The following is a 13099-nucleotide window of genomic DNA, read 5'->3' on the forward strand; positions in this document are numbered from 1 at the left end:
AAAATCGCAAAAAAAAACCGAATTCCTGCGCGCGGCTATAGTCATTTAGCTAGGCCCTGTGAAAGGGCTTATAACCACCTCGGCCAGCGGCCCCCTTCACCGGCAGCACCGAGCCCTCATGCGCAAGGAGATAACCATGAAGCACTCTGCAATTGCTGGATTGTTCATATCTGCAGCACTGTTGGCCTCGCCGGTGTTTGCGGCTGACGAGAATCTTTGTGACGGGAACATTGCCAAACTGAAAAACGCCATCACCACCGCGCCTGCCGTATCAGAGAGCTCCATGGATAACGCAGAAACCGCACTGAAGGATGCGGAAAAGGCCAAGGCAGCCGGTAACGAGAAAGACTGCATCGAGATCTCCGGTCAGATGCTGGAGAAAATTCAGCAGCGCAGCCCTACTAAAAAGTGAACACAGGCAAGGCCAACCTTCGGGTTGGCCTTCCGCGCCTCATTGGCGTACACTGTACTGGCTTGTTGCTCAACGAGGTTTTCGGGCAATGAGTTCGGGGCCGTTTAGGATTCGACGCCGGTTGCGAAACTTTAGGTGCATGCCGAGTTGGTAACAGAACTCGTAAATCCACTGTTGCAACTACTTATAGTTGCCAATGACGAAAACTACGGCCAGGAATTCGCTCTCGCTGCGTAAGCAGCCTTAGCCCTGAGCTTCTGGTACCTTCGGGTCCAGCAATCACCAGGGGATGTCTGTAAACCCAAAGTGATTGTCATATAGAACAGAATCGCCGTGCAGTACGTTGTGGACGAAGCGGCTAAAACTTACACAACTCGCCCAAAGCACCCTGCCCGTCGGGTCGCTGAGGGTTAACTTAATAGACACGGCTACGCATGTAGTACCGACAGCGGAGTACTGGCGGACGGGGGTTCAAATCCCCCCGGCTCCACCAAATAATCATCTAAAGACGTCCACGGACGTCTTTTTTTGTGCCTGCGAACCAGTAAATACGCGGCCTCCAGCGCTTTTGCGGTCCTCTGAGATTTTTTGAGTTCCAGCCATTCGGGTATTCCAGGCCATTCGGTGCTAATTTTTGGAATACCAAAACAGTGCCTGAGGTATATCTCAAGTCTGCTCCGGCCCTCCGCCTCTGCGATCGACAGCTCAAGGCAGTCAAACTCCAAAGACAAGGATTTCGTCCGCACCGACGGTGACGGCCTGCAGCTCCGCGTGCGCAGCAATGACTCGCTGCTTGGAGTTTCAATTACCGTGAACCGGTGACCAAGAACCGAATCAACATGGGCCTGGGCACTTACCCAGAGCTCTCGCTGGCGAACGCTCGAAAGATGGCGGTCGAAACACGCGAGCTGCTCGCGCAGGGCATAGGGCCGAAGGGGCAACGCGATACGCTGAACAAGGCCAAGCGCGCGGAAACGGAACGCACCTTCGAGAACGTAATCACTGCCGGGTTCGAGCTCAAGAAAGACTCGGTGACGCCGGCCTACACCGGGGGCATTTGGCGGTCGCTCACGCTGCATGTGCTCCACGACTTGAAGACGATGGCACTCGCGAAAATCACCGCGCCTATGGGTGATCGAATTGCTCTGTCCGATCGAAGCGAAAGGCAGTCTGGAGACGGTGAACTGTCTTAGCCAGCGGCTCAACGAGATAATGACCTACGGCGTAAACTCCGGGCTGATCTTCGCCAACCCGTTCAGTGGCATCCGGGCGGCTTTCAAGAAGCCCAAGAAGGAAAACATGGCCGCGCTTCCGCCCGAAGGCTCCCCCGAGCTCATGCTGGAGATCGCGAACGCCAGAAAGAGACTGAACTACTGCCATCATCAGTGGGGGCCGCCCTACGCAAGGTGAGTCGAACGCACGCTTAAGACCACCAACCCTCTCACTGATGCTCGTGGCGTTACCCAGCCCAGCGCTCATCTGCGCCGAAGAATCGCCGACGCCCTTTCCCGCTCCGCCTCACTGTGGCTGTAAGAAGCCGCGATGATTCTCAGTTCGTCATTTGTTTTCGATTCTAAACCCCTAAGTCGTCGCTCCAAGACACTCGCTGCCATTCGTGAACTGGCATCGGACTCTCTATCTCCTGATTTTGCTACGCGACTGAGAACATCATCAGATGCTTTCTCAAACAGTTCACGTCGTTCGCGCTGCTTCCCCATCTCTTCTCGCACTTTCTCAACGGCTGCGGTTGCAGCCGCAACAGCGACCGCAGAAATCGCTTTTTTTGCGTTATCCACCGTTACTGTTTCAACAATCTTGTCTTTGCTTTTCTGGAAAGCTGTATCCAACGTGTCGCGCCAACCCATTGCTATCTCCCTATTGCGGTAGCTGGATATAACCTGTCAGTGACCCCTCTCTAATGGATCGACCCCACCAGTCAGATCTTTAGCTGTGGCCCGCGAGAAGGTGGCTGATGCACGCTAATTCCTCGATCACAGCTTAGCCGTTGACACGCACGGGCTGGCGCCACACGTCAGGTCCAATGAGCAGCAGTGCCTTGTACCAACACGGATGGAGCCAGGAGCTCATCACAAGCGCAAAACCTCGAACATCGGCAACAGAAATTCCATCACTCACGGCATAATGGCACTTCGAAATCACTGATGATTGATCACCACCAAGGATTCTGCATGCCAGCGCTGAGCAAATACGAGAAACACGCACTCAAGGAAATTCACAACTGGAAGGAGCCTGACATTGGCTGGTTCGGCCAGGCGATGAAAGTGATCAACCAACCGCTGGACAAAGCCGGCGATCTCCTGTTTAAAACTCCCGGAGTCGGCCCCGCGATCCAGGGCGCAATCGAGGGCCTGACCAGTGTGTGCCACGATGCGGCGCAGTGGAGCGTAAGATCAGAAGCAATTTTCGAAGAATTTCGTGGCGACGGCCACACCACGGTTAAAGCGCACAAAGACATCCACGATCTGGATCTGGAGCAAATCGACAAGGTCGTTGGCTTCCTCGGCGCCAAATACAAAGGCATCGCTCTGGTGGAAGGCGCTGGTGCAGGGGCAGTGGGCATTGCCGGCCTTGCAGTCGATATCCCTGCGCTGATCACACTCAACCTGCGGGCGATCGGCGAGTACGCTGCCTACTACGGTTTTGATACCTCACGTCAGGAGGAGCGACTGTTCGCCTTCAACGTGCTGGGTCTTGCCTCCTCCCCCACCGACAGCTCCAAAGCGCTCGCCATGGCTCAACTGATCAAGATTTCTCAGGATGTCGCAAAGAAAGCGACATGGCAGGAGCTGGAGAAAAGCGTGTTTGTGAAGATCATCCAAGAAATTGCCAAAGCGCTGGGCATTCGCCTCACAAAAGCAAAACTCGCACAGGCCATTCCCGCTGTGGGTGCGGCTGTGGGTGGCGGGTTCAACGCCTACTTCACCATGAAAGTCTGCGACGCGGCCTTCTACCTTTATCGGGAGCGTTTCCTGGCGAACAAGTATGGCCCCGAAGTAATTGAGGTTACAGTAAAACCCGCGAGCGACTATGACCCACACTACACGGAAGAGTCTCAAGCGGTGTAAGGAGGCAGCAATGCTGAAACAAGCGGGCTGCTGAATAAAGGCCTGGGATTCGCTAAGGTCCCAGGCCTTTATTTTTTGTCTGCTTGGGTCGGACGGCAGCCTGCCCCCAGGCTCACCTTCCCTTCCCGCTAGTCTTGGCAGAACTTCCTTTGGTAATGACGTCGCATTGCCTCCAGAATTGCCGCCTGATGAGTTTCAGCCCAGGCATCGCCCCAATCGCCATTCGAGAAGATCAGGTCCATTTTCAAAGAGTCAGGTCGTTTTTCAAGCGCTCGCTTGTTAACGAACCGCTGGCGCTTCTCGTTGTAGGGCAGGTTGCCATACTCCGAGTTGATGCTGCGCGAGACAAGCGCGAGATTGCCGAAGTGATCCAACCAAGCTTTCGAGAGTGCGCAGGGCTGCTGATGAGGGGATGAAAGTCACTGAATCGCGACTTCACGTTCGGCAACCGTTCGAAGCCAGCACCCACGGCAAGCAACACTTTCTTAGGGCCTGCACCAGCAGGAATTCAGACCAGCACGCTCGTTGAAATTGACGCTGACAGAACCGTACATCTAGAGGGTCGCACGCAGCGATGCGCCTTGTTCGGCCAACCGCGTCAACACCTGCATCACGGTGCAGTGGATGCGGAAGCCAGCATTCTCGATGGACTGCGAGTCGACCTCGACTGTGGGTAGCGGGGCCTTACTTTACGAACGCGGGTTCCAATATTGACTTCTTGATCATTGCATCATTCCTTGAGCAAGTCCTGGACGGACGTGATGAGCTGTTTTGTAAATCATTGCGAGCGTCGAAATGAGCGCTGCAGACAGCAAGATCCCTCGGAGGGTGGGCGCGGCATAATGCCACCACTTCCAAGTCAGACTCCACATCCCCTGCTCCGGACCGTTGCTCTAACTTGCATCTAATGGATTCCGCCCAGCGTCCGATAACGCTTGAGGGGAGATCGGGCCATGCAGCAAAGTTTGTGGCTATATGACATCATTGGTCTGACCCTAAAATTCCGCGGCGCACAGAAGCGCTGCCTAGACAGTGATGCGAATGCGACAGGAGACGCAGACCGATGGATCGAGCAGAACGAATCGAGGCGTTTGAAGCGAAGTACCAGCTTTTCGCCAGCCAGCGCAGCGATGCCGCCCCAGCCAAGCCTCGCATTGCCGCTTGGGGCCTTGTGAAAGCAGGGAAAAGCTCTCTGCTCAACATGCTGAGCGGGCATGCCAGCGATGAGCATTTCCAAACCGGAGACATCCGCACCACCCGTATCAATCAAGCACTGGAGCTTGATGACTACGTGCTTGTCGATACCCCAGGCCTGGGTTTCGACGCAGACGATACCCAGCAGGCAAACCAGGGTCTCGATAAAGCCGATGTTGTGCTCTTCGTCCACGCCCCCCCTGGCGAGTTGGACGTGGAGGAAGTAGCACTGCTAGATCAACTGCGCAATGCATATGGTGACGAGGTTGGCGAGCGCGTAGTGCTGGTGATCAGCCAACTGGACAAGCTTCAGGACGCCGACCTTGCCGAGGTGCGGCAAACGATCGAACGTCAGGCCTTGATCCATCTCGGCACAAAGCCCGAATGCTTCGTCATCTCCAGCACCCGCTTCAAAAGTGGTGTTGAGAAGAACAAAGAAGGGCTGTGCATCAAAAGCGGAATTCCGCAATTGGCGCAGCATCTGCAAACCCTTTCGAAAAGCCTCAATCACTCGCTGGAAGAAGCCCGGCAAAAGCGGCTTGCGCGCCGGGCACTCGAGCTCTGCGAAAGTATCGACGTGGCAATAGAACAGGAAATCAAACTGATCGAGCAGGTTACCCAGCCGTATGTGGTGAAAGCCAAAGCGTTCATTGAGCTCATTGACGGCGCTAGGCGGACGTTCAAAACCCATACGTCCGACATGCAAAAAGCTCGCAAAAAACTCGACAGCCTCTAAGTAAGGAGACTTGCAATGCCTCTACCCTGGTTAATCGGCATTGCGGCAGTCGCTGCCGTTACCGCCATTGCCAAAGCTGTTTCTGACGACAGCCCTTCGTCCTCAAGCAGCACGACGACCTACGACGATAGCGAGCGGCGCCAACAAGAGCAGGAAGCCAAGCGCAAACGCGATCACGAGAAGCTCAAGACCCGGGTCCAATCGCTTGCGAGCGAGCGGCGTGAACAGCTCAAAGCCGAGCTCAGAGGGGCCGCCTCTGCGCTGGCATCCTCATCGGACAAGCATAACCCTGCATCCGAAAGCTTGAGCAAAATGACCCGATTGACGCTCGATGGCGTGACGGGGGATCAGCTCGAACAACGCATCAGCAGCACCGCGTCCTCTACGTCGAGCTATGCCAAGACGGTCAAAGCCATTCTGCAGGCGTCCCACGCGATGGAAAGTGGGCACATCATTCAATTCATACAAGGTGTGAACCTGCTTGAGACGGTGAGTGCGACTGCCGATGCGTCCCCCAGCGACCATGCCGCGCTCGCCCAAGCGCAGGCCGCGCAGCAACGCATCGAGCGGCTGCAGCAACTGAAACGTCAACTTTATTCTCAGGCGTAATCTAATAATGAGCACCCTTACTCGCGATGAGTTGATACAGGTTTTTGAGCAATTGCAGGGGCAATTCTCCAGTAAGAAACAGGACCTTGCGCATACCCAGAAGCGCTTCGATGCGTTACGCACGGGCTTTGTGGAGCAGATGCTCCAGAACACAGAGCGCATGACCACCACGGTCAGCAAGCACAACCCACTAGGAAAGGGGGCAGCTCAGCTGGCCCAGCGCCTGACAGATCAATTCACTGTTTGGGAAAAGCGCGCACAGAATCGCGCGAGCGGCGCAGCGTTTCGCGAAAATTTCAACGACTCCTTGCTGGTGTTCGTGTATGGCAAGGTCAAGTCGGGAAAAAGCTCGCTGGGTAACTATGTGGCCTGGGGGCACAGCGAACCCTCCGCTCAACTGAAAGACCAAGCCGCCCTGAAACCCGCTTACTTCTCCCACGACCGTACCAATGTCGCCAGCGGCGATGCGGAGGGCGAGGCTTGCCGCACAGAGCAGTTCAGAGTCGGTGCCACCGAGGCCACCAGCTCGATCCAGGGATTCAAGTTGCCGGGGTTCACTTGGGTAGATTCGCCTGGACTTCACTCGACCAATGCCGCGAATGGTGACCTTGCGCGCAAGTATGTCGATCAAGCGGACTTGATCCTCTACACCATGAACTCACAGGCCCCGGGCCGCAGCTCCGATATGAGTGAAGTCAGCACCCTGTTGAGCGGCCAACGCTCGCTGATGGTTCTGCTGACCGGCAGCGATATCACCGAAGAAGATGAAGACAACGATGGGCAAGTAATCACCGACGTGTTGATGAAGCCCAAAGACACTCAGCAACGTCAAATCAAGGAAGTCACAGGCAACCTGGTGGCGATGCAGCATGATGTAGTGGAGAAGATCAGCATTCTGCCCATCTCTACCCGCTTCGCTGAAAAGCACCCTTCGCACTTGCAGGAAAGTGGCCTGGGCACGCTGTTCCATACACTTAAAACCCTGTCTCAAGGCCAAGGTCTACAACTCAAACTGAACACTCCACTGAACAACCTGCGCAAGGCCGTGGGGGAAACCGGCGAAGACCTGAGCCTCATCAACGAACTGACCGAGTCGTTCGAGCAACGGATCCAGGATCAGGACCAGGCAGTAGAGCGAGAATTGCGGATACTGGGCCAGAAAGGCACGACCCAAATGCGTAGTTTCGTCAATCAATTGTTCAATGGCCCTCGTCCTGCCAACGTGCAAGCTCAGCTGCAAGAACAGTTGCGCAAGGTTGTCGGCCAACTGACCCGTGAGGCGATGCAGACCATCGGCGAAACTCAGCAGAATGCGCTGCAACGCGCCTTCGACACGAGCCGCCTTGGCGCCATTCCGGAATATCGGGAAGTCACGGTCGAGAAGGAGTACATGAGCGGTACCCGAAGCAGCACAAAAACGGCGTGGGGTGCGGGAGGGGCCGTGCTCGGTGGCGTCGTCGGCTTCCTCGTCGGCGGCCCCGCAGGCGCCATGGCAGGGGCCTCCCTGGGCAGTTCTGCCAGCATGATCGGGCGAAACGCCGAGGCCATCTTCGCAAAACACGATGTGATCGTCGGAGACAATCAGGAAGAACAACGCCAGATCGCTATTGAGCAATACGCGAATGCACTACCTACCTACCTGAACGAACAGGTCAAGAGTATTTATGAGCCGCTACGAAACTCCATGCTCGAGTACTGCCAGGTTCTGACCATCGAAATGCAGCGCCTGCGCCAGGCACTCAATACCCTTGAAACGAGCACCGTGCAATGACAAAACCAGGTCCAATGACACAGCTGCTGGCCCTCTATGACGAAGTAGATGCCCTGTGTGAAACCTACAACCCGAACGCTGTCGCCAGCATTCGTGAATTGAGCCGGGCCAAAAAGGCCCAGGCCGGCGCAACCATTATGGTTTATGGTGTTTATAACGCGGGTAAAAGCACGTTGATCAACGCGCTGCTCGGCCAGGAACTGGCCGCGGTGGCTGATGTACCTGAGACCGCTCGAGTGCAGGGCTATCGTTGGGGTGATTTCGAAGTGCTCGATACGCCCGGTATCGACGCACCACTCGAGCACGAAGAAATCACTCGCGAACAGCTGATTCAGTCGGATGTCGTGATCTTCGTGGTCAACCCACTCGGCGTCGTTGAGGAAGAGAAGACCCTCGATGTACTGCTTGAGCTGGTGCTTGCAGGGAAGATGATCTTCTTGGTGCTCAACTGCAAAAATCGTTTCGACCCGATCGACCTTGAACGTATCAAAGATGAACTCCGACAGCGTATCCAGCTAAAAGCTGGCACTCAGCAAGTGCTGAATCACATCCCGATCGTCGAGGTCAATGCCCGCTCTGCGCTCAAGGCAAAGCAGGAGAACAAACAGAACTTGCTGAACAGCTCGGGCTTCCCGAAATTCGAGAGCGCGCTGGCCGAGTTCTTCGCATCGGTCCAACAGAAGGCAATCGTTGCACGCGTCGCCACTGAAATGCGCGGTTTCATTCAGGCGACTGTGGACGCATTGGATGAAAAGCAAGACCAGGCTTCGATCAAGCGCCTGGATACCTTCTACGCAGAAATCGCTCGTCGCGAAATCGATATCCGCCGGGGCTTGAAATCGCTGATAGAAGCCAAGGCTGCCTTTATCAGCAAGAGCACCGTCAATGCGCTGCACCTGAGCAGTGAGGGCGCTCAAGGCAAGATCGAACAACTCATCGGCCATGCTAATCACCAGGTATGCACGGAGCTTGAAGAAGCCCTCACTCGCCTGGGCCTGGACGCATCCGAAATGCTCGACGAGGTCATCCGGGAAGTTCGGGTGCAGCCGCAGTCCTTCACTAGCCAAGTTGCGCCGGACCTCGAAGCGCAAGCCGGTCACACGGATCAACTGCCTTCATCGCCCGGTATCGATATGTCACTGCTCGAATCGGGTGTACGCCAGGCAGGCAGCGTGCTGAAGGCCGAACACGTGGTCAGCGTGATGAAGGTCGGCAAAGAGTGGCTGCCTACCCTCTTCAAGGGGATCGGACCAGCCACGATGGGCAAGGTCGCAGAACAGATTGTCGGTAAGGTCATCCCGGTCATCGGCATTGCCTTGCAGGTCGGCAGCACGCTGTATTCAACTTTCGCGGGCGACCCTGAGCAACAGCGGTTGAATGAGCAAGCCAAGCGAGAAGCCCAAGAGCGCGAGCGTCGCGACCAGGCCATCCAGGCTTTCGGTGAAGAAACAGCCTGGGAGTTCTCACAATCGCTGAACGCTATGGTCGAGACACACCTGAAAACCAGCTTCGCAGAGATAAAAGAAAAACTGCAAAGCCTGCGAGGCAGCCTCAGCCAGAATCAGCGCCGCCTCAGCGAGGATCGTGAGCGCCTGGTTCAATGCCAGGCTGCCATGGATGAATATGCCTGACACCCATCAGGCATTCGCCTGCAGCCGGTGCATGGAATGCTGCCGCAGTGTTCACCTGCTTTCTGAAACCGCCGCGATGGACCGCGGCGATGGTGTATGCCGGCACCTGGATGAGGTGAATAAAGGGTGTCGCATCTATGACCAGCGGCCAGACATTTGCCGCATCGATCGGCAGTACGCACTCCACTATCAGCAAGCAATGAGGTGGGAAACGTTCGTCAGACTGAATGAGGAGGGGTGTAAGCAATTACAGGCGCTGGCTGGCAGCGAAACAATCGGAGCAGTGCCTGCAGCTTGAGAAACACTGTTACGAACCTGAGTCTGCCAATCATCGCGCTGAAGATTCGTCAGGCTGGATGTAAAGGTCTCCGTGAATGTGGCCGAAACAATTGCTGCGCTGGAGAAAATCGCTCCAGGGGCTGTGTCCCATATATGAGTAGGCGCCCAACGAACACCACCCGCGGCTGCCACTGGAAGGATGGATTGTTCCAGGAACGATGAAACACTTTCGCTGATAGTCCGTCTGATAATGTCGGCATAAGGTTCACGCCAACACATCAAATCGATCACTGCACCAGGTGACGTGAGCCAGTCCTGCTCAACGAGGAACTCAATCCCCCGGACGCACAAGTTTTGCTGCTAACTGAATGAAATACTGGTTCAGACCAATGCTTTCATTGAGCGAGCGACGATCCATTTTCGTATAGAAATTGGCATTGATGTAACCGGCGAACGGAGCCACAGCCACTGCGCCAAGCGGGAAAAAGCAGTACAGCAAACCTTGGTCGACAGAGGCATCCAAGCGCACCACAACGATAATACGTGCCAAACCCTGCCAGTCTTGCCACTTAGCAGGTAGCTCTCCCTTGCCGACGCTGTCGTCGAGTTGCTGGCGAAACCCGACGGCGCCAATATCTGCACCCAGGAAGAGTTGAAGCGGTGTCTGCGACGCGCACAACCACTCAACCTGATCGAGGACGGATGTTCTTGCTTGCGCAGAGTCCAGCGGTACGAACAACCGATGCGAATCCTTCGGACATGAACCTCGGGATCAACCCCGGACGATCCTCTGCAACAACAGGCGACCAGGCAGGCGGTGTCATATCACCGCCAGATCTGTGCATGCAGGATATGGAACAAGTATTCGACGATTTTCCCGGCCGAGGCATTCGGGTCAGTGTCTTGCGCAGCGAGCGGCCTATGCCCACCGTAGTAGATGTCCTGTAGTAGAGGTAAATCCTGCCGTTGTGATCGGGCGGGCATGCATGGAGCTGTACAGGACAGCAGTAGGCAGAGAATCACCTTTTCGCGCAAGGTTCCCCGTGGTCGGTGATCGCCGGATCGGGCCATGGCCTCGAACAATTTATGCATGAAGCACGAGAGATGGAACATCTCGTCCTCACCCATGACAAGCCGTCGATTGAGAGTGACATTGACATGGCAATCGAATCGTATTTGATTGTTGACCGATGGCAATGCACGTCCAGGCCAGAGGAATTCGCTGGCGGCTTCAAGCACATCTGGCTGTACGCCATCGACAACAAACGCAAATCCCTCGCGCTCGTACTCTTCGCCATCAAATGGTTGGCTGCGATGCAGCACGACCGAAGGAGCAATCGGTTCTCGAGACGAAGCATCCCGTAACTCTACGTCGATGAAAAAGCCGAGATGCTCCAGATCTGCCAGTGCGTTCAGGATGATTTCGACCAGTTGCTTACGGTAGTCCCTGTTTAGCTGTCCCTGGTGTTCGAAAATAGCCCCTTCGATCTCCTTGATTTCCCAGAGGATGCGATGCAGGGGAGGGGTAGTGCGGTTGTACCAATCGCGCAGTTGCTGCGCGATATCGGATACCGGCTCAACCAACACGGCATGCGCCCTGGTTTGCCGAAGCGCTTGTAACTCACTCTGCAGCTTCACGATTTCTAATCGGGCCGCCTTGAGCGAGGTTTGAAGCTGCTTGTCACGTGCCTTGAGGCTTTTGACTAGTTCATGACCGGCAGCGAGATTAATAAGCTTGGTTTGTCCTGCAATCGGCCCATCGAAACGAGCCACCGGCACACGCGTACCCTGCCCAAGTAGTTGATCACACCAAGTAGCAAAGGTCAGATCTTGTGCAACTGCTGCTGGTATGCCGCCCTTGAGCGCGCGTTCAAGTTCCGCGTCTTCCAGCGCGGAAAAATCCGCCAGGACACCATACTTGCTCAGCACGCTTAGTTGTGCTGCTTTAGCTTTCTTCTCCAAACCCACGTTTGCGCTCCTTGGCACGGCAGCATCTGCTGACGAATGGTCGAGAGCATGCCAGCAGGCAGGGCAAACTGCCAGTATCCCAATCTACCTGGCTATGCACTTTGGAAAAATTCGCTGAGGCAGTTTTTGGTGACTTCGGAATGCGTATTTATTTGGCACCAAACAAGCCCGCCCCCTTACCACTTGAGCGTATCGCCCTCTGATCTTGGCAAGCTTCTAGGTAATCTCTGGGACTAGAAATGCGAAAAGCCGATCAAATTACTCCAACCGCAATCGTCACATACATAGGTAGAGAGCCTGGCTTTATTGGCACTGCTGCTCACCTAAATACTTGTCCCGATTCATTACCCTCCGCCTCTCAACTACCGGGATAGGCCAGCTCGATCTGCTGATCAAACTCTCCACCATACCCACAATACTCACGCGGAATGCGCTCAATATCCTCGGCAATTTGCACAATCACCTCACGCAGCTCCAATTGCTCGAACCACCGAGCAGGAATCGCCGCAGCACCATACTGAACACCCAACAAATGCCCGGCGATGAGCCCGGTACTGTCGCTATCGCCACTGTGATTCACCGCCATGATCACGCCCTCTTCGAACGAAGGCGCTGCCAGGGCGCACCACAATCCGATCGCCAGCGTTTCTTCGGCGACCCATCCGCCACCGAGCTCGCCTATTCGTTGTGGAGTGGGCCGGTAGCCCTCGTAAAAGAAGAAAAGTACGCGCTCGATGAGGCTCCGTGTTTCTTCCATACCAGGCGTTTGTCCATATTTGGCCAAGCTCTGAGTGACCGCGTGCTCCAGGCTGTCTTGCCGATCGACAATGCGTTGGAGAATATCGGCGAACATCCCGGCCGCCAGATAGCCTGTAGGATTTCCGTGAGTCAGGCGCCCTGACTGGGCAGCGTAGTCAAAGGCGTTTGCAAAGAAGGCGCAAGGTGCGGCACGCATCAGGGCACCACAGCCTTTGCTGTTGTTCTCAGCCACAGCGCCCAGCCGCGGACTGACCTTGAGTGCAGCGAGACAGGTAGTACCTGGCGCGCGGCGAGACCAGAGCGCCGGTTGGTCGATCAACCATCCGTCCCGATCAATCGGTATCGCAGCAGCATGGCCCTGGGTTATCAGCCAGCGCAGTAATGAATGATGAATTGCGCCAGGGACGTGGCAAAAACCTCGTGAGCTACCGCGCACGTAGGCCCGCATCAAGCCTTCCGCGGTAAAAAGCATCATCTGAGTGTCATCGGTGATGGCGCCGGTGATACCGTAAGCCGGAACAAAATCAATGATTCCCTGTGGACCGAACTTGGCTTCGATTACCGACCACTCGAGAAACTCCACTGGGGCGCCTAACGCGTCGCCAACAGCGCCTCCCAGCAGGCAGCCTTTAATCCGTTCAAGTCTGTTCATGT

The 13099-nt window shown here is 55.6% G+C and carries 12 protein-coding genes, 1 other RNA gene and 1 pseudogene; 9 read left to right on the forward strand and 5 right to left on the reverse strand.

Annotated features, from left to right (window positions below; all coding sequences use genetic code 11):
- Positions 1 to 136: 136 nt before the first annotated feature.
- From NQL71_RS06550 to NQL71_RS06560, 3 genes and pseudogenes are all read left to right on the forward strand, one after another.
- Complete coding sequence (locus tag NQL71_RS06550) at positions 137 to 412, forward strand: PA2433 domain-containing protein (RefSeq protein ID WP_274642405.1); 276 nt, start codon at positions 137 to 139, stop codon at positions 410 to 412.
- A 96-nt stretch (positions 413 to 508) separates the two neighbouring features.
- Positions 509 to 905: a transfer-messenger RNA gene (ssrA, locus tag NQL71_RS06555) on the forward strand.
- Positions 906 to 1062: 157 nt separating this feature from the next.
- Positions 1063 to 1801: pseudogene (locus NQL71_RS06560) on the forward strand (integrase arm-type DNA-binding domain-containing protein); the annotation flags it as partial.
- Between the two features lie 86 nt (positions 1802 to 1887).
- Here NQL71_RS06560 and NQL71_RS06565 read toward each other — a convergent pair.
- On the reverse strand, positions 1888 to 2277 hold the full coding sequence (locus NQL71_RS06565; RefSeq protein WP_274642406.1) for a hypothetical protein: 390 nt from the start codon (positions 2275 to 2277) through the stop codon (positions 1888 to 1890).
- 324 nt (positions 2278 to 2601) lie between these two features.
- Here NQL71_RS06565 and NQL71_RS06570 point away from each other — a divergent pair, with 324 nt between their 5' ends.
- Entirely contained in the window at positions 2602 to 3498 is an 897-nt protein-coding gene (locus NQL71_RS06570) for an EcsC family protein (protein ID WP_274642407.1), read from the forward strand.
- 128 nt (positions 3499 to 3626) lie between these two features.
- On the opposite strand, the gene NQL71_RS06575 is transcribed toward NQL71_RS06570, so the two are convergent.
- A complete protein-coding gene (locus NQL71_RS06575; protein WP_274642408.1) occupies positions 3627 to 3872 on the reverse strand; it encodes a GmrSD restriction endonuclease domain-containing protein in 246 nt (81 codons plus the stop codon).
- Between the two features lie 689 nt (positions 3873 to 4561).
- Here NQL71_RS06575 and NQL71_RS06580 point away from each other — a divergent pair.
- Genes NQL71_RS06580 through NQL71_RS36665 form a run of 5 tightly spaced genes read left to right on the forward strand, consistent with a single transcriptional unit; the run spans position 4562 to position 9737 of the window.
- Positions 4562 to 5428 (forward strand): GTPase, encoded by an 867-nt coding sequence (locus NQL71_RS06580; protein WP_274642409.1) that lies wholly within the window; start codon positions 4562 to 4564, stop codon positions 5426 to 5428.
- A 15-nt stretch (positions 5429 to 5443) separates the two neighbouring features.
- Positions 5444 to 6037, forward strand: a complete 594-nt coding sequence (locus NQL71_RS06585; RefSeq protein ID WP_274642410.1) for a hypothetical protein — start codon at positions 5444 to 5446, stop codon at positions 6035 to 6037.
- A 7-nt stretch (positions 6038 to 6044) separates the two neighbouring features.
- On the forward strand, positions 6045 to 7808 hold the full coding sequence (locus NQL71_RS06590) for a dynamin family protein (protein ID WP_274642411.1): 1764 nt from the start codon (positions 6045 to 6047) through the stop codon (positions 7806 to 7808).
- Positions 7805 to 9439 (forward strand): dynamin family protein, encoded by a 1635-nt coding sequence (locus NQL71_RS06595; RefSeq protein ID WP_274642412.1) that lies wholly within the window; start codon positions 7805 to 7807, stop codon positions 9437 to 9439. The genes NQL71_RS06590 and NQL71_RS06595 overlap by 4 nt, the downstream gene beginning before the upstream one ends.
- The gene (locus tag NQL71_RS36665) at positions 9432 to 9737 is read left to right on the forward strand and encodes a YkgJ family cysteine cluster protein (RefSeq protein ID WP_343228871.1); all 306 of its coding nucleotides are present in this window, start codon (positions 9432 to 9434) and stop codon (positions 9735 to 9737) included. The genes NQL71_RS06595 and NQL71_RS36665 overlap by 8 nt, the downstream gene beginning before the upstream one ends.
- A 312-nt stretch (positions 9738 to 10049) precedes the next feature.
- On the opposite strand, the gene NQL71_RS06600 is transcribed toward NQL71_RS36665, so the two are convergent.
- From NQL71_RS06600 to NQL71_RS06610, 3 genes are all read right to left on the reverse strand, one after another.
- The gene (locus tag NQL71_RS06600; RefSeq protein ID WP_274642413.1) at positions 10050 to 10457 is read right to left on the reverse strand and encodes a hypothetical protein; all 408 of its coding nucleotides are present in this window, start codon (positions 10455 to 10457) and stop codon (positions 10050 to 10052) included.
- Positions 10458 to 10543: 86 nt separating this feature from the next.
- Positions 10544 to 11686, reverse strand: a complete 1143-nt coding sequence (locus tag NQL71_RS06605; RefSeq protein ID WP_274642414.1) for a hypothetical protein — start codon at positions 11684 to 11686, stop codon at positions 10544 to 10546.
- Positions 11687 to 12044: 358 nt separating this feature from the next.
- On the reverse strand, positions 12045 to 13097 hold the full coding sequence (locus tag NQL71_RS06610; protein ID WP_274642415.1) for an ADP-ribosylglycohydrolase family protein: 1053 nt from the start codon (positions 13095 to 13097) through the stop codon (positions 12045 to 12047).
- Between the last annotated feature and the right edge of the window lie 2 nt (positions 13098 to 13099).

This window comes from Pseudomonas serbica, from assembly GCF_028823535.1.
Lineage (GTDB): Bacteria > Pseudomonadota > Gammaproteobacteria > Pseudomonadales > Pseudomonadaceae > Aquipseudomonas > Aquipseudomonas serbica.

Excerpts from the sequence above, each read along its gene's own strand:
- NQL71_RS06550 (WP_274642405.1), top strand. The coding sequence starts at position 137 with ATGAAGCACTCTGCAATTGCTGGATTGTTCATATCTGCAGCACTGTTG.
- NQL71_RS06565 (WP_274642406.1), bottom strand. The coding sequence starts at position 2,277 with ATGGGTTGGCGCGACACGTTGGATACAGCTTTCCAGAAAAGCAAAGAC.
- NQL71_RS06570 (WP_274642407.1), top strand. The coding sequence starts at position 2,602 with ATGCCAGCGCTGAGCAAATACGAGAAACACGCACTCAAGGAAATTCAC.
- NQL71_RS06580 (WP_274642409.1), top strand. The coding sequence starts at position 4,562 with ATGGATCGAGCAGAACGAATCGAGGCGTTTGAAGCGAAGTACCAGCTT.
- NQL71_RS06585 (WP_274642410.1), top strand. The coding sequence starts at position 5,444 with ATGCCTCTACCCTGGTTAATCGGCATTGCGGCAGTCGCTGCCGTTACC.
- NQL71_RS06590 (WP_274642411.1), top strand. The coding sequence starts at position 6,045 with ATGAGCACCCTTACTCGCGATGAGTTGATACAGGTTTTTGAGCAATTG.
- NQL71_RS06595 (WP_274642412.1), top strand. The coding sequence starts at position 7,805 with ATGACAAAACCAGGTCCAATGACACAGCTGCTGGCCCTCTATGACGAA.
- NQL71_RS36665 (WP_343228871.1), top strand. The coding sequence starts at position 9,432 with ATGCCTGACACCCATCAGGCATTCGCCTGCAGCCGGTGCATGGAATGC.
- NQL71_RS06610 (WP_274642415.1), bottom strand. The coding sequence starts at position 13,097 with ATGAACAGACTTGAACGGATTAAAGGCTGCCTGCTGGGAGGCGCTGTT.